At 72.9% G+C, this 18,396-nt stretch carries 14 protein-coding genes; 9 read left to right on the forward strand and 5 right to left on the reverse strand.

All coding sequences use genetic code 11. The features are described 5' to 3' along the window. Positions 1 to 39: 39 nt before the first annotated feature. A complete protein-coding gene (locus tag ACXDC7_RS08395) occupies positions 40 to 2,247 on the forward strand; it encodes a heavy metal translocating P-type ATPase (protein WP_459222813.1) in 2,208 nt (735 codons plus the stop codon). Positions 2,248 to 2,269: 22 nt separating this feature from the next. Here ACXDC7_RS08395 and ACXDC7_RS08400 read toward each other — a convergent pair whose 3' ends face one another. Together ACXDC7_RS08400 and ACXDC7_RS08405 are read right to left on the reverse strand one after the other, a co-directional pair. After that, a complete protein-coding gene (locus tag ACXDC7_RS08400) occupies positions 2,270 to 3,037 on the reverse strand; it encodes an ABC transporter permease (protein WP_459221834.1) in 768 nt (255 codons plus the stop codon). After that, entirely contained in the window at positions 3,034 to 4,038 is a 1,005-nt protein-coding gene (locus ACXDC7_RS08405; protein WP_459221835.1) for an ATP-binding cassette domain-containing protein, read from the reverse strand. Before ACXDC7_RS08405 ends, ACXDC7_RS08400 begins: the two co-directional genes overlap by 4 nt. Positions 4,039 to 4,230: 192 nt before the next feature. Here ACXDC7_RS08405 and ACXDC7_RS08410 point away from each other — a divergent pair, with 192 nt between their 5' ends. Beyond that, on the forward strand, positions 4,231 to 4,974 hold the full coding sequence (locus ACXDC7_RS08410) for a MerR family transcriptional regulator (RefSeq protein ID WP_459221836.1): 744 nt from the start codon (positions 4,231 to 4,233) through the stop codon (positions 4,972 to 4,974). Next, positions 4,971 to 5,759: a TetR/AcrR family transcriptional regulator gene (locus tag ACXDC7_RS08415; protein WP_459221837.1), complete on the forward strand. Its 789-nt coding sequence runs from the start codon at positions 4,971 to 4,973 to the stop codon at positions 5,757 to 5,759. Before ACXDC7_RS08410 ends, ACXDC7_RS08415 begins: the two co-directional genes overlap by 4 nt. A 10-nt stretch (positions 5,760 to 5,769) precedes the next feature. On the opposite strand, the gene ACXDC7_RS08420 is transcribed toward ACXDC7_RS08415, so the two are convergent. Both ACXDC7_RS08420 and pdxR read right to left on the reverse strand, forming a co-directional pair. Continuing rightward, positions 5,770 to 6,216 (reverse strand): DUF3817 domain-containing protein, encoded by a 447-nt coding sequence (locus ACXDC7_RS08420; protein WP_459221838.1) that lies wholly within the window; start codon positions 6,214 to 6,216, stop codon positions 5,770 to 5,772. 10 nt (positions 6,217 to 6,226) lie between these two features. Further along, a complete protein-coding gene (pdxR, locus tag ACXDC7_RS08425) occupies positions 6,227 to 7,666 on the reverse strand; it encodes a MocR-like pyridoxine biosynthesis transcription factor PdxR (RefSeq protein WP_459221839.1) in 1,440 nt (479 codons plus the stop codon). Positions 7,667 to 7,716: 50 nt separating this feature from the next. Here pdxR and ACXDC7_RS08430 point away from each other — a divergent pair, with 50 nt between their 5' ends. The 6 genes from ACXDC7_RS08430 to ACXDC7_RS08455 all read left to right on the forward strand — a co-directional run bounded on the left by ACXDC7_RS08430 (position 7,717) and on the right by ACXDC7_RS08455 (position 17,517). Continuing rightward, positions 7,717 to 8,508, forward strand: a complete 792-nt coding sequence (locus ACXDC7_RS08430; RefSeq protein WP_459221840.1) for a CHAD domain-containing protein — start codon at positions 7,717 to 7,719, stop codon at positions 8,506 to 8,508. 166 nt (positions 8,509 to 8,674) lie between these two features. Continuing rightward, complete coding sequence (gene leuA / locus ACXDC7_RS08435; RefSeq protein ID WP_179443958.1) at positions 8,675 to 10,432, forward strand: 2-isopropylmalate synthase; 1,758 nt, start codon at positions 8,675 to 8,677, stop codon at positions 10,430 to 10,432. An 83-nt stretch (positions 10,433 to 10,515) separates the two neighbouring features. Further along, entirely contained in the window at positions 10,516 to 11,694 is a 1,179-nt protein-coding gene (gene trmD / locus ACXDC7_RS08440; RefSeq protein WP_179443957.1) for a tRNA (guanosine(37)-N1)-methyltransferase TrmD, read from the forward strand. Positions 11,695 to 11,784: 90 nt separating this feature from the next. After that, positions 11,785 to 12,384 carry a hypothetical protein gene (locus ACXDC7_RS08445; RefSeq protein WP_459221841.1) on the forward strand — a complete coding sequence of 200 codons (600 nt, stop codon included), beginning with the start codon at positions 11,785 to 11,787 and terminating at the stop codon, positions 12,382 to 12,384. Positions 12,385 to 12,386: 2 nt separating this feature from the next. Further along, on the forward strand, positions 12,387 to 14,003 hold the full coding sequence (locus tag ACXDC7_RS08450; RefSeq protein ID WP_459221842.1) for a Y-family DNA polymerase: 1,617 nt from the start codon (positions 12,387 to 12,389) through the stop codon (positions 14,001 to 14,003). A 22-nt stretch (positions 14,004 to 14,025) separates the two neighbouring features. Then, positions 14,026 to 17,517, forward strand: a complete 3,492-nt coding sequence (locus tag ACXDC7_RS08455; protein ID WP_459221843.1) for an error-prone DNA polymerase — start codon at positions 14,026 to 14,028, stop codon at positions 17,515 to 17,517. A gap of 71 nt (positions 17,518 to 17,588) precedes the next feature. Here ACXDC7_RS08455 and ACXDC7_RS08460 read toward each other — a convergent pair whose 3' ends face one another. Next, entirely contained in the window at positions 17,589 to 18,377 is a 789-nt protein-coding gene (locus ACXDC7_RS08460) for an isoprenyl transferase (RefSeq protein WP_459221844.1), read from the reverse strand. Positions 18,378 to 18,396 lie beyond the last annotated feature (19 nt).

Consider the following 18,396-nt stretch of genomic DNA (forward strand, 5'->3'; position numbering starts at 1 on the left):
CGCGCTCCACGGGCCGAGGTCGAGCTGGTGATCGGAGGCATGACCTGCGCGTCGTGCGCCAACCGGATCGAGCGCCGGCTGAACCGGCTCGACGGCGTCAGTGCGACGGTGAACTACGCGACGGAGAAGGCGAAGGTCAGCCATGACGCGGGCCTCGATCCGCGCGCGTTGATCACGGCCGTGCGGCAGGCCGGCTACACCGCGCGCCTGGTGCGTCGCGACCGCGCCGACGACACCCCCGGCGCCGACGAGGACGCGCCGGTCCGCGCGCTGCGCGACCGGGTGATCATCTGCGCGCTGCTCAGCCTCCCGGTGATCGCGATGGCGATGATCCCGGCATTGCAGTTCACCTACTGGCAGTGGCTCTCGCTGACGCTGGCCGCGCCGGTGATCGTCTGGGGCGGCTGGCCGTTCCACAAGGCGGCCTGGGCCAACCTGCGGCACGGCACGGCGACGATGGACACGCTGATCTCGATGGGCACCAGCGCTGCATTGTTGTGGTCGTTGTACGCGCTCCTCCTCGGCACCGCCGGGATACCCGGGATGACCCACTCGTTCGAGCTGACGGTCGCCCGCGGGGACGGCGCCGACAACATCTATCTCGAGGTCGGCGCGGGCGTGATCACCTTCATCCTGCTCGGCCGCTACTTCGAGGCGCGCTCGAAGCGCCGCGCCGGCACCGCCCTGCGGGCGCTGCTCGAGCTCGGCGTCAAGGAGGTCTCTGTCCTGCGCGACGGTCGCGAGCTCCGGATCGGCGTCGAGCAGCTCGCCGTCGGCGATCGGTTCGTCGTCCGGCCGGGCGAGAAGATCGCCACCGACGGCGAGATCGTCGAGGGCGCCTCGGCCGTCGATGCCTCGATGATCACCGGCGAGTCCGTGCCCGTGGAGGTCGGTCCCGGCGATGCCGTGGTCGGCGCGACCGTGAACGCGGGCGGTCGGCTGGTGGTCGAGGCGACCCGGGTCGGCGCGGACACCCAGCTCGCGCAGATGGCGCGGCTGGTCGAGGACGCGCAGACCGGAAAGACCGCGGCCCAGCGGCTGGCCGACAAGGTCTCGGGCATCTTCGTCCCGATCGTGGTCCTGCTCGCCCTGGCCACTTTCGGTTTCTGGGTCGGGACGGGCGGGTCGCTGACGACGGCCTTCACCGCCGCCGTGGCGGTGCTGATCGTCGCCTGCCCGTGCGCGCTCGGCCTGGCCACGCCGATGGCGCTGATGATCGGCACCGGTCGCGGTGCCCAGCTCGGCATCCTGATCAAGGGGCCCGAGGTGCTCGAGACCACCCGCCGGGTGGACACCGTCGTGCTGGACAAGACCGGCACCGTGACCACCGGACGGATGGCGCTGCTCGACGTGATCGCCGCCGACGGCGAGGACCCCGATGAGGTGTTGCGGCTGGCCGGTGCGGTGGAGGATGCCTCCGAGCATCCGATCGCCCGGGCGATCGCCGCCGCTGCCGTCGAGCGGTTCGGCGACCTGCCCGCCGTGCACAGTTTCTCCAGTCTGGCGGGTCTCGGGGTGCGCGGCGAGGTCCGCGAGCACGGGGACGCGCGCGAGGTCACCGTGGGCCGGCCCGGGATGATCGACGAGGCGCCGCTGGCCGACGAGCTGACCGAGGCGGTGGGGGCCGCGGGCCGGCGCGGACGGACGGCGGTCGTGGTCGGCTGGAACGGCCGGCCGCGCGGGGTGCTCGTCGTGGCCGACGCGGTCCGACCCACCTCGGCCGACGCCATCGCCCAGTTCCGTGCGCTGGGCCTGACCCCGGTGCTGCTCACCGGTGACAGTGCCGAGGTGGCGGCGGCCGTGGCGGCCGAGGTCGGGATCGACCCCGAGCGGGTGATCGCGCAGGTGCTGCCGGCGGGCAAGGTCGATGCCGTGCGCCGGCTGCAGGACGAGGGCCGCTCGGTCGCGATGGTCGGCGACGGGGTGAACGACGCGGCGGCGCTCGCCCGCGCGGACCTCGGCCTGGCGATGGGCACCGGCACCGATGCCGCCATCGAGGCCTCCGACCTGACGCTGGTCCGCGGCGACCTGCGCGCGGCGGCCGACGCGATCCGGCTGTCCCGCCGGACGCTGGGCACGATCCGGACGAACCTGTTCTGGGCCTTCGCCTACAACGTCGCAGCCCTGCCGCTGGCGGCCGCCGGGCTGCTGAACCCGATGCTGGCCGGGGCGGCGATGGCCTTCTCCTCGGTGTTCGTCGTGGCCAACAGCCAGCGGCTGAGAGGATTCCGGGCCCGCGCCGCCTGACCGGCGGCGCGGACCCGGCCCGTCAGCGCGACAGCCCGCGGTAGGCGCGCGCGGTCAGCGGCACGGCGATCGCCAGGATCAGCAGCGACCAGGCAACCGAGAACAACACCGGCTGGGTGGCCGGGAGCGAGGCGTCCGACCAGACCGGTGAGCCGGTCAGCACCCGCACCGCGTTCGCCGTCGCCGACAGCGGATTCCAGGCCGCGATCGCGCCCAGCCAGGCCGGCATCGTCGCCGGATCCACGAAGATCGAGGAGACGAAGACGAACGGCCAGACCAGCACATAGCTGGCCTGCACCACACCCTCGCCGCCGCGCAGGGCGATCCCGATGCCGAGCCAGGTCACCGCGAGCCCGAGCAGCAACAGCAGGCCGTACGCCGCCAGCATCGACCACCAGGGCGCGCCCGGTCGCCAGCCGAAGAGCACCCCGACGACGCTCATCACGACCAGGCTGATGGTGATCAGCAACAGGTCGGCGAGCACCCGGCCGCCGATGATCGACGAGGCGTTGATCGGCAGCGACCGGAACCGGTCGGTGACGCCCTTCTCCGCGTCATTGACGACGATGTACATGGTCGTGGACAGACCGAAGAAGGTGGTCATGGTCAACAACCCCGGCAGCAGGGGGTTCAGGTAGGTGACCACGTCCCCGGCGATCGCGCCGCCGAACATGCCGCCCATCATCAACAACATCAGCAGCGGGAACGCGGCGGCCATGATCAACTGCATGGGATTGGTCCGCCAGTACATCATCGTGCGGCGGGTCATCACGAGGGTGTCGGAGATCATCGGTCGGCTCCTTCGCTGGCGGTGTGGGTGAGGAAGACGTCGTCGAGGGTGGCGTGGCGCAACTGGAGGGTGTCGGGTTCGAGCCGCTCGGCGTCGAGGGTGCTGCAGATCCGGATCAGGTCGCGCGTGGAGTCGGCGATCGGCACCCGCACCACGCCGGGCTCGTCGCCGCGCTCGGCGTGGGCAAGCGCGGCGAGCGCCCGATCCGTGATCTCGGGGTCGGTGAAGGTGATCTCGGCGCGGTCGCCGCCGAGTTCGGCCTTGAGCTGGTCCGGCGTACCCTCCGCGGCCACGGCGCCATCGCGCAGGATGGTGATCGCGTCGGCGAGCCGATCGGCCTCCTCGAGGTACTGGGTGGTCAACAGCACGGTGGTGCCGGCCTGCGCCAGCTCGGCGACCGCGGACCAGACGTCGCGGCGACCGGCCGGATCGAGCCCGGTGGTCGGCTCGTCGACGAACAGCACGGGCGGGGTGGTCAGCAGGCTGGCCGCCAGGTCCAGCCGGCGTCGCATGCCGCCGGAGTAACCGGAGACCGGGCGTGCTGCCGCCTCGGTCAGCCGGAACTGCTCCAGCAGCTCGCCGGCGCGGGCGCGGGCCCCGGCGGGCGAGAGGCCGGCCAGGCGGCCGAACAGCAGCAGGTTGTCGCGGCCGGTCAGCGGTTCGTCGACCGCGGCGTACTGCCCGACCAGACCGATCGACGACCGGACCGCGGCCGGGTCGGCCCCCACGTCATGCCCGGCGACGCGGGCGCTGCCCGAGGTCGGGGACAGCAGAGTCGCGAGGATCCGCACGGTGGTGGACTTGCCGGCCCCGTTGTGGCCGAGCAGGCCGTGCACCGTGCCCGCCGGGACGATCAGGTCGAGGCCAGCCAGGGCGGTCACCGGCGCCTGCCGGCGCTTCCCGGGATAGGTCTTGGTGAGTTGTTCGGTGCGGATCGCGATGTCCGGCTCGGGGCCGACGGATCGAGGGGTGACGGATCGGGGCACGGCGGATCGGGACATGACACTCCTGTCGAATGGAGGGGGTGTACAGGATACCGTACATTGTACGGAACAATTCAAGAGCTGTTGGGCGACGCTGGGTCGCTGGGTTCCTGCGGGATTTCGGTGATTCAAATCTATCATTGAAGTACAAGTGTAAATTTCGGAGCGTCGAGTTCTTGACGGGCGCGCGATCGTTGGGGGAGAGATTTCATGCCGGGTGGAGTCGGAGGTGCGGTCCGGCCGATCGAACTGGCGCGCGCCGCCGGCGTCTCGACCCAGCAGGTACGCCGGCTGGAGGACCTCGGCGTGCTGCCCCCGGTCCGGCGCAGCGCGGGCGGGCACCGTCGCTACGGCCCGCAACACCTGGCCGCGCTGCGCGCCTACACGGCACTCGCGGGCGGGATGGGTGCGAGTGGTGCGGTGGCGGCGCTCGTCCCGCTGTGGCGCGGCGAGATCGCGGCGGTGCTGGAGCGGATCGACGCGGGGCACGGGGCGCTGCACGACGAGCGGGTGGCCCTGGCCGAGCTCGCCGACGCGCTGGCGGCACTCGCGGCCGACCCGGCGGGGGCCGGTCAGGTGCCGGACGACAACTCGCTGGCGATCGGCGACCTCGCCCGCCGTCTCGGGGTGCGTACCTCCGCCCTGCGGGTGTGGGAGTCGGCGGGTCTGCTGTCGCCCGCGCGCGAGCGAGGGACCGGGTATCGGCGCTATGGCCCGGGCGATGTGCGCGATGCCCGGGCGGTGCAACTGCTGCGCCGGTCGGGTTACCTGTTCGACGCGATCTCCCCGGTGATCGCCGAGCTCCGCCGGGCGGGCGGTACGCCGGCGCTGCAGGCGACGCTGGAGCGGCGACGCGAGGTCTTGTTCGAGCGGTCGCGGGCCATGATCACGGGCGCGCGGCACCTGGCCGTGTGCCTCGAGCTGCTGGCCGCCGATGGCACGATGGCCCCATGACCCCGGATCCCGCGCCCGATCAGGCCCGCCTGATCCCGCTGATGTGGCGACCGCGGGACCGCGCCAGCCGGACCGGGCTGAGCATCGGCGCGATCACCAGCGCGGCGGTCGGGCTGGCCGATGTGCATGGCGCCGGAGCGGTGACGATGCGTGCCGTCGCCGAGATCCTCGGCGTCGGCACCATGTCGCTCTACACCCACGTGCCCGGCAAACCGGAGCTGTGGGCGCTGATGAACGACGCCGTGCTCGGCGAGATCTATGCCGACGGCCGCCTGCCCCGCGATGCGGGCGAGTGGCCGGACCGGCTGCGCTTCGTCGCCGAGCGCAACTGGAAGTCGATCATGCGGCATCCCTGGCGGGCCCAGGCCGAGCCCGGTGGTCAGGCGATGGGTCCCGGCCTGGTCGGCAAGTACGAGCACGAGCTGGGCGCGGTCGAGGGGATCGGCCTGACCGATGTCGACATGGACTCGGCGATAGCTCTGGTGAACAGCCACGTCTCCGCATCGGCGAGCTGGTATCTCGCCGAGCGATCCGATCCGAAGCAGCGCGCGATGACCACCGAGGAATGGGGCGAGCACACCCGCCGGGAGTGGGCCGAGCGTCTCGGGCCCGCGCTGGGTGCGGCGATGGCCGCGCGCGCCGGGGACTATCCGCTCGCCTCCCGGGTCGGTGAGGCCGCGGCGACGGCCTATGCCGGCGCCGATCCCCAGGTGCTGATGGACTTCGGCCTGGCGATGATCATCGCCGGGCTGCGCGAGCGGATCGCCGCATCGCAGGTGAGCTGATTCGCCGAACTCAGCCGAAGCGGGTCGACCAGCCCGACGGTGGCCCGAGCCAGAGCAGGAAGCCGAACACCGCGGCCACCCCGATCAACGTGATCAACAGCGCCGGGACCGGGTGACCGATCACCCAGGTTCGGAAGCGGCCGGCATCCCCGCCGGTCCGCCAGCCGCCGGCAAGATCATCGCGGCGCTCCAGCCAACGCTCGAAGGGGATGGTCAGCCAGGGCACGAAGGCCGCGCCGATGCCGAGCGCCAGGGTCCCGGCACGCCAGCGCTGGTTCAGGCCCACGAAGACGGTCGAGCAGACGTAGCACAAGAACGCGAACCCGTGCACGCCGCCGCCGATCCGCACGCCGAGATCGGTCACCCCGAGCCCGCGCAGCACCAGTCCGATGATCAACAGCGTCCAGGTGATCGCCTCCGCAATCGCCACGGTCCGGAACAGGCTGCGCGGTGTCATGGCGCCGAGCCTAGGCGCTGCCCGGCGTACCCGCCGATTCCAGCGCGGCGGCGATCCGCTCGACGGCGTCGGCGGCAGCCGTCTCGGCGAGCTGGGCGTACCCGAGCAACAGCCCGCTGCGCCGATGGCGTACCGCATGGTCCGACAGGGCCGCCACCGCGACGCCGCGCGCCAGGCAGCGGGCCGCGACCTCGGCATCGTCGATCCCGTCCGGCAGCAGTGCGGCGACGTGGATCCCGGCATCGACCCCGATCACGTGCAGATCGGGCAATCGCGTGGCCAGCGCCTCGACCAGCCGCCGGCGGCGCGCGGCATAGGTGCGCTGGGCGCGGGCGAGATGGCGGGTGAGCGCGCCGGAGTTGATCAGCTCCGCCAGCGCCAGGCTGGCCAGCCGGCTGGCGTCGGCGCGCAGCGTGACCGCGGCTGCCCGGACCGCGTCGGCCAGCCAGGTAGGCAGCACGGCCCAGGCCAGCCGCAGGTGCGGGGTGAGGATCTTCGACGCCGTGCCGATGTAGATCACGCAGTCGGCGCCGCGGGCGGTCGAGCGCAACGGCCCGAGCGGTGCGGACTCGTGCCGGTACTCGCCGTCGAAGTCGTCCTCGATGATCACCGCCGATCTCCGCTCGGCCCAGCGCAGCAACGCCTCCCGGCGGGCCGTCGACATCCGGGCGCCGAGCGGGAACTGGTGCGCCGGCGTGACATAGACCAGGTCCTCGTCGGTCAGCTCGTCGGTCCGCAGCCCGTGTTCGTCGATGCCGATCATCCGCAACTGTTCCACCGCCGGCGCCAGGGCGGCGCGGACCGCCGGATAGCCGGGATCCTCGATCGCGGCGAGATGTGGCCGCAGCGCCGCCAGCACGGCCTGGACCGCCGCGTTCACGCCGGGGAAGATCACGATCTCGTCCGGCGTCGTCGCGATCTGTCGGGTACGCCGAAGCTGGGTGGCGAGCGCGGCCGCCAGCTCGGGATGTTCGGCGGGCCAGTAGGCGAGCACGGGCGGTACGCCCTGCGTGGCGCGGCGCCACGCGCGCCGCCAGTCGCGGACATCGACCAGCCGCGGGTCCGGCGCGCCCGGCAGCAGGTTGTGCCGGATGCCCGTCAGCTCGGGCCGCCGCCGACTCCCGGGCGGCGGCTCGAGCCGCTCCCGGCGGCGCACCGCCAGGGCGGGTTCGGTCAGCGCGGCGGCGGCCTGCGGTTCGATCGCGACCGTGGCACCGGATCCCGCGCGGACGTCGATCACGCCGGAGGCCGCCAGTGCCTCGTAGGCGGACACGACGCCCGCGCGTGACACCCCGAGTCGGGCCGCCAGCGCCCGCGTCGACGGCAGCGGGTCGCCCGGCCCGAGCCGGCCGCGGGCGATCTCGCGCATGATCGCGTCCACCAGCGCCTCCGGTCGCCGCACCGCCCCGAGGTCGAGGGCGAGCGCGCTCGCGCGCGGGGTGCGGGGCATGGTCCCACCCTAGGGCGGCGCCCGGGTGGGCTCGGAGATCGCGTTCTGCGGTGAATCGACCCGGATCGACCGGGCTGGCCGTGCACAATGACCCGATGGAGGCGGCAACGAGGCTGCGGGCGGCCGACCGCGCGTACCGCGACGGCGATCCCGAGGGCATCCACGACCTGCGCACCAGCGCGCGGCGGCTGCGTGAGGAGCGCCCGGACCTGATCGACGAGCTGCGCTGGCTCGGCCGCGAACTCGGCCCGGCGCGAGACGCCCAGGTGCTGCGCGAACGCCTCGCCGCCCGGCTCGCCGCCGAGGCCGAGGACCCCGATGCCGGCCCGCTGGACCTCGCGCCGGCGCGGCGGCTGCTCGGCGCGCGGCTGGAGGCCGACCTGGCCGTTGGCCTGCGCCGCGCCGACCGGGCCCTGCGCGGTCGGCGGTACGCCGCACTGCTGGCGGCGCTCGAGCACAACCCCCCCGAGGACGCCGGGCCGGCGCCGGCCAGGGCGTACCGGGCCCGGGTGCGGAAACGGATCGCGGCCGCCGCACAGGCGCCCCCGGCAGAGCGCGACGACGCCCGGCATCGGGTCCGCAAGGCCGCCAGGCGGGCCCGCTACGCCGCCGAGGCAACGGGGCGGCACAAGCTCGCCCGCCGGGCGGAACGGGTGCAGGACCACCTCGGCGAGGCCCGGGACGCCGCCGCCGCGCGGCGCCTGCTGGCCGAGCTGGTCCGCGACCACCCCCGCAGTTCGGCCGCTGCCGCCGTCCTCGGCCGGCTCGATGCGGCCGAACAGCGGGCCGGCCTGCGCGCGACGCGCCGGGCCGACGCTGCGATGGCCCGGCTCGCCGACTGAGACCCACCCTTCACCCGGACGCATCGATGGCGTAGTGTCACCGATCGTGGCAGGCCGGATTCTCCTCCTCACTCGCCGCAGCGGGGCCCGTTAGACCGGTGGCTCCCTCGCTGCGGAGTCGCTGTGCGCCGCCGGGTGAACCAACCCGATAGTGAGGAATCCATCGATGACCACCACCCCCAACCGCTTCGGTACCCGGACCCAACCGCGTCCGGTCCAGCAGCCGAGCCCGATGCCCTTCGGCCGCTACACCGCCTTCGAGCCCGTCGACGTACCCGACCGCACCTGGCCCGCGAACAAGATCACCGCCGCCCCGCGCTGGCTGTCCACCGACCTGCGCGACGGCAACCAGGCGCTGATCGACCCGATGACGCCGGGGCGCAAGCGGCGGATCTTCGAGCTGCTGGTCGGCATGGGCTACAAGGAGATCGAGATCGGCTTCCCGTCGGCCTCGCAGACCGACTTCGACTTCGTTCGGGAGTTGATCACGTCCGACGCGATCCCCGACGACGTGACCGTGTCCGTGCTGACCCAGGCGCGCGAGGACCTGATCGAGCGCACCGTGCAGTCGCTGGTCGGGGCGAAGCGGGCGAATGTCCATCTGTACAACGCGACGGCCGAGCTGTTCCGCCGGGTGGTCTTCAAGATCGACGCCGACGAGTGCATCGCGCTGGCCACCCGGGGCACCGAGCTGGTGCGCAAGTACGCCGAGGAGCTGCTGGCCGACACCGAGTTCGGCTACCAGTACTCCCCGGAGATCTTCACCCAGACGCCCACCGACTACGCGGTCGAGGTGTGCAATGCCGTGATGGAGGTGTGGGAGCCGGGCGAGGGGCGCGAGATCATCCTGAACCTGCCGGCGACGGTCGAGATGTCCACGCCGAACACCTATGCCGACCAGATCGAGTACTTCGGCCGCAACATCGACAACCGCGAGTACGCCTGCGTCTCGCTGCACCCGCACAACGACCGGGGCACGGCGGTCGCGGCGACCGAGCTGGGGCTGATGGCGGGCGCGGACCGGGTCGAGGGTTGCCTGTTCGGGCACGGTGAGCGGACCGGCAATGTCGATCTGGTCACCCTGGGCATGAACCTGTTCAGCCAGGGGATCGACCCCGAGATCGACTTCTCCGACATCGACGAGATCCGGCGTACCGTCGAATACTGCACGAACCTGCCGGTGCATCCGCGGCATCCCTATGCGGGCGATCTGGTCTACACCGCGTTCTCGGGCTCGCACCAGGACGCGATCAAGAAGGGGCTGGAAGACCTCGAGCGGCGCGCTGCCGAGCAGGGCATCGACGTCTCCGAGATCGCCTGGGAGGCGCCCTATCTGCCGATCGACCCGCGCGATGTCGGGCGTACCTATGAGGCCGTGATCCGCGTGAACTCGCAGTCCGGCAAGGGCGGGATGGCCTACATCATGAAGGCCGAGCACCAGCTCGACCTGCCGCGCCGGCTGCAGATCGAGTTCTCCCGGGTGGTCCAGGAGCACACCGACGGCGAGGGCGGGGAGGTCGAGCCGCAGGTGTTGTGGAAGATCTTCGCCGGGGAGTACCTGGAGGACAACGTTCCGCTGCAACTGGTCGACGTGACCAGCGAGTCGGGCTCGGGGCGGCAGGACTCGGTGACGGCGACCGTGATCGACGACGGCGAGGAGCGCAGGATCAGCGGCGAGGGCAACGGCCCGGTGTCGGCCTTCGTGGACGCGATCTCCGGCCTCGGATACCGGGTCCAGGTGCACGACTATGCCGAGCACGCGCTGTCCGCGGGCGGCGACGCGCAGGCGGCGGCCTATGTCGAGTGCGAGGTCGGCGAGGGCGAGTCCTCCCAGGTGGTCTGGGGTGTCGGAATCGACGCCAATATCGTCACGGCCTCGCTCAGGGCCGTCACCTCGGCGGTGAATCGGGCGGCCCGGGAGTGACGCCCGCCGGCCGGCCGCATCGGGCCCGCCTGGCTGTGCACCAGCGGGGGCGCCGCGACGGATCGGTCTGGCAGGATCGCAGGGTGCGTATCGACATCGTCTCGATCTTCCCCGAGTACCTGGCGCCGTTGCGGCTGTCGCTGCTGGGCAAGGCGGTCCGCGACGGGGTGATCGATCTCGGGGTGCACGATCTGCGGGCGTTCACCCATGATCGGCACCGGACGGTGGACGGTACGCCCTACGGCGGCGGCGCAGGGATGGTGATGCGCCCCGAACCGTGGGGTGAGGCGCTGGATTCGATCATGGAATCCGGGGATTCGGGGGTACGCCCGACGCTGCTGGTGCCGACCCCCGCGGGGCGACCCTTCGACCAGCGGCTGGCACACGAGCTGGCCGAGCGTCCGTGGTTGATCTTCGCCTGCGGGCGCTACGAGGGGATCGACCAGCGAGTGATCGACGAGTACGCCGAGCGGGCCGAGGTGATCCCCTTCAGCCTCGGCGACTATGTGCTGAACGGCGGCGAGGTGGCGGCGCTGGCCGTGACCGAGGCCGTCGGCCGGCTGCTGCCCGGGGTGGTCGGCAATCCCGAGTCGCTGGTCGAGGAGTCACACAGCGACGGACTGCTGGAGTATCCCGTCTACACCAAGCCGCCGCTCTGGCGGGGCCGTGAGGTGCCCGCGGTGCTGCTCGGCGGTGATCATGGCGCGATCACGCGCTGGCGTACCGAACAGTCCATGATCAGGACGGCGCGGACCCGCCCCGATCTGCTGCATCCCTCGCAGGGATTGACTGTTCCGGGCCTCGAGGACGCCGAGTTGCGCCTCGCCGAGCCCGGGGATGTCGCCGAGCTGTTCACGCTGACCAAGGCGTGCTGGGTGAGCGAGGCGCTGGCCAACGAGCGTCTCGACATCCCGGTGCTGCACGAGACGCCGGCCGAGTTGGCCGCCGACCTGCGGAACTGGACCACGCTGGTGCTGCGCGACCACGGCCGGCTGATCGGCTCGGCCCGCGGCCGGATGGGCGAGGACGGGGCGTTCGAGATCGGCCGGGTGATGGTCGCACCCGACCTGCAGGGTCGCGGGATCGGCCGCTGGCTGCTGGAGCGGATCGAATCCCTCGCCCCGGAGGACGCGGGCGAGCTCTGGTTGTTCACGGGGGAGCGGAGCTCGGACAATCTGCGGATGTATCGCAAGGCGGGCTATCGTCCCGACCGCTCCCGCCAGGTGCCGCCCGGCGCGCGGGCGCTGAGCAAACGCCGCTGACCGTCCGGCCGCCGATCGGGGTCGTTGTCGGACCGGGGGTCATTGTCGGACCGTCTTGCTTGACTCGAACGCATGTTCGATACTGAATCGGTGTCCGCCCCAGACCATGCCGACCGGAGCCGGCCCGGTGCCCTGCTCACCGGGCTGCGGGACCGGCTCGGGCTCGCCCCGGTGCCGGTCGGGCGGGCGGTGCATGCCGACCTGCGGCCGCTGTTCCCCGGCGGGCTGCAGCCCGGGGTGCACGCCTTCGACGGGGCGCTGTCGGTCGGTCTCGGGCTGCTCGCCGGCGCCGACTGGTCGGCGGTGGTCGGGCTGGGCGATCTCGGCGTGGAGGCGGCCGTGGAGTGGGGCGTCGCCACCGAGAAGATGATCACCGTCCCCCGTCCGGGCGCCGACTGGTGGGGGGTCGTCGCGGAGCTGGTCGAGATCGCCGACGTCGTGCTCGCCGCGCCGCCGGACCGGGTTTCCGACGCCTCGGCGCAGCGGCTGGCCGCCCGCCTGCGCCACCGCGACGCAGCCCTGGTCGTCGCCGGCGACTGGCCGCGCTCCCGCTCCCGGATCCGGGCCGATGTGGAGGGCTGGTCCGGCCTCGGCGTCGGCCACGGCCACCTCACCGCGCAGCGGCTGCTGATCGAGGTCACCGAGCGCCACCGCACCCGCCGGCACCGGATCGTCCGCCGGGGGAGTTGATCATGACCAGGCAGGCTTCGGGGTACGCCCCGCTGGTCCCGCAACCGGTTCGGGTGCTGCTGGCCCGGTTCGCCGACTGGCCGTTGCAGGCGGTCCGGCTCGCGTTCGCCGCCGGTGACCCCGCCGCCGAGGCGCCGTTGATCGTGATCGATGCCGGCAAGGTGCTCGCCCGCTGCCCGGTGGCGGCCGCGGAGGGGGTGACGGTCGGACTGCGGGTGCGCGAGGCACAGTTGCGCTGCCCGGCCGCCGTGCTGTGCGCCCACGATCCCGAGGCCGAGGCGGCCGCCTTCGAGCCGGTGCTGCGGGCGATGGCCGAGGTCGCCCCCGATGTGCATCTGGTCCGGCCCGGCGTGGCCGCCGTCCGGGCCCGTGGCCCGGCCCGCTTCTACGGCGGGGAGGAGGCCGCGGCCCGGGTGCTGCTGGGTCGTCTGGACGCCTTTGCGACCCCCGACTGCCGCCCGAGCGCGGCGGTCGCCGACGGCCTGTTCTGCGCCGAGCGGGCCGCCGAGCGGGCCCGCCGATGGGCGGTGGTCCCGCCGGGGGAGTCCGCCCGGTTCCTGGCCGGGCTCGGCGTGGAGTGTCTCGGCGAGCCCCTGCTCGCGCGGCAGTTGCAGCAACTGGGCATCCGCACCCTGGGCCGCTACGCCGAGCTGCCCCGAGCCGATGCGCACGCCCGGTTCGGCGCGGCCGGCCGGCACACCCACCGGCTCGCGTCCGGGGAGGACCTCGCCGCGCTCACCCCGCGCAACCCGGCGAGCGACCGCAGCGTCGAGATCGACCTGGATGCCGCACTCGCCGAGGAGGTGGTCGCGACCTGCCGGCCGGCGATCGATGCCCTGTTCGCCGAGCTGGCCGCCGACTCGCTCGCCCTCACCGAGGTGCGGCTCCGGGTCCGCACCGAGCGTCGCCGCGACGACCGGCTGTGGCGACACCCGTGGCAGTTCGACGCCGGCGAGCTGGCCAACCGGCTGCGCTGGCAGCTCGCCGACCTCGCCGCGAGCGGGCCACCCGCGGAGGACCCGGAGACGGGCGGGGACGCCGATCCGGTCGTGGGGGTGCAGGTGATCCCGGTCGGGGTGGGCAGCCCGGAGCTCGCCGCCCGGGGTCTCTTCGGCGATCGGCCCGAGCCGCGGGTGATCAAGGTGCTGACCGATCTGCAGGAGCGGCTGGGCTACCGGGAGGTGGCGACCCTGGTGCCGCGCGGCGGCCGGTTGCTCAAGGACCGCCGGTTGCGGGTGCCGTTCGGCACGGCGCCCCCGCCGGTCCGCGAGCGTCGGCTGGACCAGCCGTGGCCGGGGCGCGTTCCCGGGCCGGCACCGGCCCGGGTGCTGCAACGGCTGGCGCCCGCCAAGCTGCTGGACCGCGCCGGCGTACCCGTCACCGTCGACGAGCGGGGTGGCCCGAGCGCCGACCCGGCCGCGCTGCTGCTCGCGCCCCGGGCGGCGCCGCGGCCGCTGCTCGCCTGGGCCGGTCCCTGGCCGCTGGACGAGCGCTGGTGGGAGACCGGCGAGGACGCCCGCGGGGTCCGGGCGGACCGCTTCCAGGTCGTCGACGCCGCCCAGCAGGCGTGGCTGCTGGTGCTGGTCGCCGGCGCCTGCTGGATCGAGGCGGCGTACTGATGAACCCGGGAGGGCAGGACTGATGGGCTGGCAGAACCCGCCGGTCACCTGGTCGGAGCTGGAGGCGAAGCTCTCCGGGCGGCCGTGGCCGCCCGAACCATCCGGACGGGCGTGGCCGCCCGAGCCGTCCGGACGGGCGTGGCCGCCCGAGCCGTCCGGACGGGCGTGGCCGCCCGATGACCGGCCGCGCTCGCACAAGCGTCCGGCCTTCCGCCCCGCCCGCGGCGTCGCGCCGCCGACCGGCGGGGTGCCCTATGCCGAGTTGCACGCTCACTCCGCCTACAGCTTCCTCGACGGCGCCTCGCCGCCGGAGGAGCTCGCCACCGAGGCGCACCGGCTCGGCCTGCACGGGCTCGCGCTGACCGATCACGACGGCCTCTACGGCGCGGTCCGGATGGCGGAGGCGGCGCAGGCGTACGGGGATCTGATCACCGTCTTCGGCGCCGAGCTCTCGCTCACCCCGCCGGAGCGCACCGGCGTACCCGACCCCGACGACGAGCACCTGCTGGTGCTCGCCCGGCGCGCGGAGGGCTATCGGCGGCTGTCGCTGGCCCTGACCGACGGCTACCTGCGCGAGGGGGCGGAGAAGGGACGCCCGCTGCACGATCTCGATGATCTTGCCGCCCGGGCCGGCGGGCACTGGCTGGTGCTGACCGGATGCCGCAAGGGCCGGGTACGCCGGGCGCTGGCGCGCGGCGGCGAGCGCGCGGCCGGGGCGGAGCTGTCCCGACTGGTCGAGCTGTTCGGCCGCGGCAATGTGGTGGTCGAGCTGACCGATCACGGGCTGCCGGACGACAGCGCGCGCAATGATCAACTCGCCGCGCTGGCCGCGACGCACCGACTGCCGACGGTGGCGACCACGGCCGCCCACCACGCCACCCCCGAGCGCTATCGGCTGGCCAGCGCGCTGGCGGCGGTGCGAGCCAGGTCCAGCCTGACCGAGCTGGACGGCTGGCTGCCCGGCACCCCGGGGGCCCACCTGCGCAGCGGCGCGGAGATGGCGGCGCGGTTCGCCCGCCACCTCGGCGCGGTCGAGCGCAGCGTCGAGATCGCCGACGATCTCGGTTTCGTGCTGCGCACCGCGCGGCCGAGGCTGCCGCAGACCGAGGTACCGGCCGGCCACAGCCCGATGAGCTGGCTGCGCGAGCTGGTGGCACGGCGCCTGCCCGAGCGCTATCCCGGGGTGGCCGGCGATCCCGACCATCCGGCCGCCCGCCGGGTGGAGGAGGAGCTGGCGGTGATCGAGGCCAAGGGGTTTGCCGGCTACTTCCTGATCGTGCACGACATCGTCGGCTTCGCCCGCGAGCGCGGCATTCTTTGTCAGGGCAGGGGTTCCGCGGCGGCGTCCGCGGTCTGCTACGTGCTCGGGATCACGGTGATCGATTCGGTGTTCTACCGGCTGCCGTTCGAGCGGTTCCTCTCCGCGCTGCGCGACGAGGAGCCGGACATCGACGTCGATTTCGACGCGGGCCGGCGCGAGGAGGTGATCCAGTACGTCTACCGCCGCTACGGCCGGCGCAATGCCGCCCAGGTCTGCAATGTGATCACCTATCGGCCGAAGAACGCGATCCGCGACATGGCGAAGGCGCTCGGCTACAGCACCGGCCAGCAGGACGCCTGGTCCAAGCAGGTGGAGCGCTGGGGCCCGGATTTCGCCGAGACCGGCCACGACATCCCGCGGCAGGTGACCGAGCTGGCCGAACAGTTGTTGACCTTCCCGCGCCACCTCGGCATCCATTCGGGCGGGATGGTGCTCACCGAGCGGCCGGTCTCGGAGGTCTGCCCGGTCGAACCGGCCCGGATGACGGACCGGACGGTGCTGCAGTGGGACAAGGACGACTGTGCCTGGATGGGGCTGGTGAAGTTCGACCTGCTCGGGCTCGGGATGCTGGCGGCGCTGCAGCACACCTTCGATCTCGTCGCCGAGCACCTGGGGGAGCGGTGGCGGATCGAGACCCTTCCCCGCAACGAGCCCGGCGTCTACGACATGTTGTGCCGGGCCGACGCGATCGGGGTCTTCCAGGTCGAGTCGCGCGCCCAGCTCGGTACGCTGCCGCGGCTGCGGCCGCGATCGTTCTACGATCTGGCGGTCGAGATCGCCCTGATCCGGCCGGGCCCGATCCAGGGCGGCGCGGTGCATCCCTACATCCGGCGGCGGACCGGGGCGGAGGCGGTGACCTGTCCGCATCCGCTGCTCGAGCCGGTGCTGGAGCGTACCCTCGGCGTGCCGTTGTTCCAGGAGCAACTGATCCAGATGGCCACCACGGTCGGCGGGTGCACGCTGGCCGATGCCGACCTGTTGCGCCGGGCGATGGGGTCCAAGCGCGGGGTGGAGCGGATCGACGAGCTGCGCGAGAAGCTGTACGCCGGGATGGCCGGCAACGGCATCGACGGCGAGCTTGCCGACGAGATCTACACCCAGATCGAGGCCTTCGCGAACTTCGGCTTCGCCGAATCCCATGCGCTGAGCTTCGCCGTGTTGGTCTATGCCAGCTCCTGGCTCAAGCTGCACTATCCGGCGGCCTTCCTCGCCGCCCTGTTGCGCTCGCAGCCGATGGGGTTCTACTCGGGCGCGACCCTGGTCGGCGATGCGCGCCGACACGGCGTGAGCGTCCGCGGGCCCGACCTGGCCCGCTCCGGAGTGCAGGCCGGCCTGGAGCGCGAGACCGGCCCGGAACGCGAGACCGGCCGCGGCGGGCCGGATGCGGCCGGGACCAATCCCGACTGCCTGCGCGATCACGACCAGTCCGAGATCGGCGAGTTCGATCCCGCAGCGCGAGACGATGCCGCGGAGCACCGCCGCGACGGCGGGTACGCCGTGCGGCTCGGGCTGGCCGAGATCAACCTGATCGGGGTGGAGGTGGCAGAGCGGATCGTGGCCGAACGCGAGCTCGGCGGGCCCTTCACCGACATCGCCGACCTGGCCAGGCGGGTTCGCCTCGATGCGGCGCAACTGGAGTCACTGTCGCTGTCCGGGGCGCTGGACGGTCTGGAGGGATCGCGCCGAGCAGCGCTGTGGGGGTCGGGACTGGTGGCGGGGACCGCGCCCGGTCAGTTGGAGATCGGTGTCGCGAGCCAGCCGCCACTGCTGCCGGAGCCGACGGCGATGGAGCTGCTGGGCCACGATCTGCGGGCCACCGGGATCAGCCCCGACGATCACCCGATGCGGCACTGTCGAGAGGAGCTGACCGAGCGCGGTGTGCTGCCGATCGAGCTGTTGGGGCAGGTGGAGCCCGGCCGCCGGATCGAGGTGGGTGGGGTGGTCACCCACCGGCAGCGGCCGATGACGGCGAGCGGAATCACCTTCCTCAACATCGAGGACGAGGGCGGCCTGCTGAACGTGATCGTCACCCCCGGGTGCTGGCAGCAACACCGCAAGGTGGCGCGCACCGCCTCGGCGATGATCATCCGCGGCATCCTGGAGCGCTCCGAGCACGGTGTGACCAACCTCTACGCCGATCGGTTGACCGAGCTCGTGCTCAGCACGCGGACCCGCTCGCGGGACTTCCGGTGACTGGGCCGCACCGCCCTCGCCGCGCCCGGCCGGCCCGCCGGCGCCGGTTCCGGAACGTTCGCCGGTGGCGGTCAGGCCCCGCCGACCTGGTTGGGGATCGCGCCGCCGTAGCGGCGGTCGCGATCGGCGTAGAGCTCGATGGCCCGCCACAGGTCGCGCCGGTCGAAATCCGGCCACAGCGTGTTCAGGAAGACCAGCTCGGCGTACGCGGACTGCCACAACAAGAAGTTCGAGGTGCGTTGCTCGCCGGAGGACCGGACGAACAGGTCGACATCCGGAATCTCCGGCTCGTCGAGGAACTGCGCGAAGCGCTTCTCGTTCAGCCGGGCCGGGTCGAGCTTCCCCGCGGCGGCGAGCTCGGCGATCCGCCGGGTGGCATCGACGATCTCCGCCCGCCCGCCGTAGTTCACGCAGAACTGCAGCGTGAGCACCGAATTGTCCTTCGACTGCTCCTCGGCGCTCTCCAGCTCGTCGATCACCGATTTCCACAGCCGCGGCCGGCGACCGGCCCAGCGGATCCGCACCCCCATCGCATCCAACTCGTCGCGGCGGCGATGGATCACGTCGCGGTTGAAGCCCATCAGCCAGCGGACCTCGTCGGGGGAGCGCCGCCAGTTCTCCGTGCTGAAGGCGTACGCCGACAGATACTTCACCCCGACCTCGATCGCGCCCGCGATCACATCGAACAGCGCGGCCTCCCCGGCCGCATGCCCGTCGGTCCGTGGCAGCCCGCGCTGCTTTGCCCAGCGGCCGTTGCCGTCCATCACGATCGCGACATGCCTGGGCAGCGCCTTCGCGGGCAGTCGGGGCGGGCGCGCCCCGGACGGGTGCGGCTTCGGCGGTTCGACGTGACGGGCCACCGGACGAGACTAGCCCGTC

The sequence above is a fragment of the Naumannella huperziae genome, from assembly GCF_054073625.1.

Bases quoted from the DNA above. Each gene is read 5' to 3' on its own strand.
- ACXDC7_RS08395 (WP_459222813.1), top strand. From the start codon at position 40: ATGACCTGCGCGTCGTGCGCCAACCGGATCGAGCGCCGGCTGAACCGG.
- ACXDC7_RS08400 (WP_459221834.1), bottom strand. From the start codon at position 3,037: ATGATCTCCGACACCCTCGTGATGACCCGCCGCACGATGATGTACTGG.
- ACXDC7_RS08405 (WP_459221835.1), bottom strand. From the start codon at position 4,038: ATGTCCCGATCCGCCGTGCCCCGATCCGTCACCCCTCGATCCGTCGGC.
- ACXDC7_RS08410 (WP_459221836.1), top strand. From the start codon at position 4,231: ATGCCGGGTGGAGTCGGAGGTGCGGTCCGGCCGATCGAACTGGCGCGC.
- ACXDC7_RS08415 (WP_459221837.1), top strand. From the start codon at position 4,971: ATGACCCCGGATCCCGCGCCCGATCAGGCCCGCCTGATCCCGCTGATG.
- ACXDC7_RS08420 (WP_459221838.1), bottom strand. From the start codon at position 6,216: ATGACACCGCGCAGCCTGTTCCGGACCGTGGCGATTGCGGAGGCGATC.
- pdxR (WP_459221839.1), bottom strand. From the start codon at position 7,666: ATGCCCCGCACCCCGCGCGCGAGCGCGCTCGCCCTCGACCTCGGGGCG.
- leuA (WP_179443958.1), top strand. From the start codon at position 8,675: ATGACCACCACCCCCAACCGCTTCGGTACCCGGACCCAACCGCGTCCG.
- ACXDC7_RS08450 (WP_459221842.1), top strand. From the start codon at position 12,387: ATGACCAGGCAGGCTTCGGGGTACGCCCCGCTGGTCCCGCAACCGGTT.
- ACXDC7_RS08455 (WP_459221843.1), top strand. From the start codon at position 14,026: ATGGGCTGGCAGAACCCGCCGGTCACCTGGTCGGAGCTGGAGGCGAAG.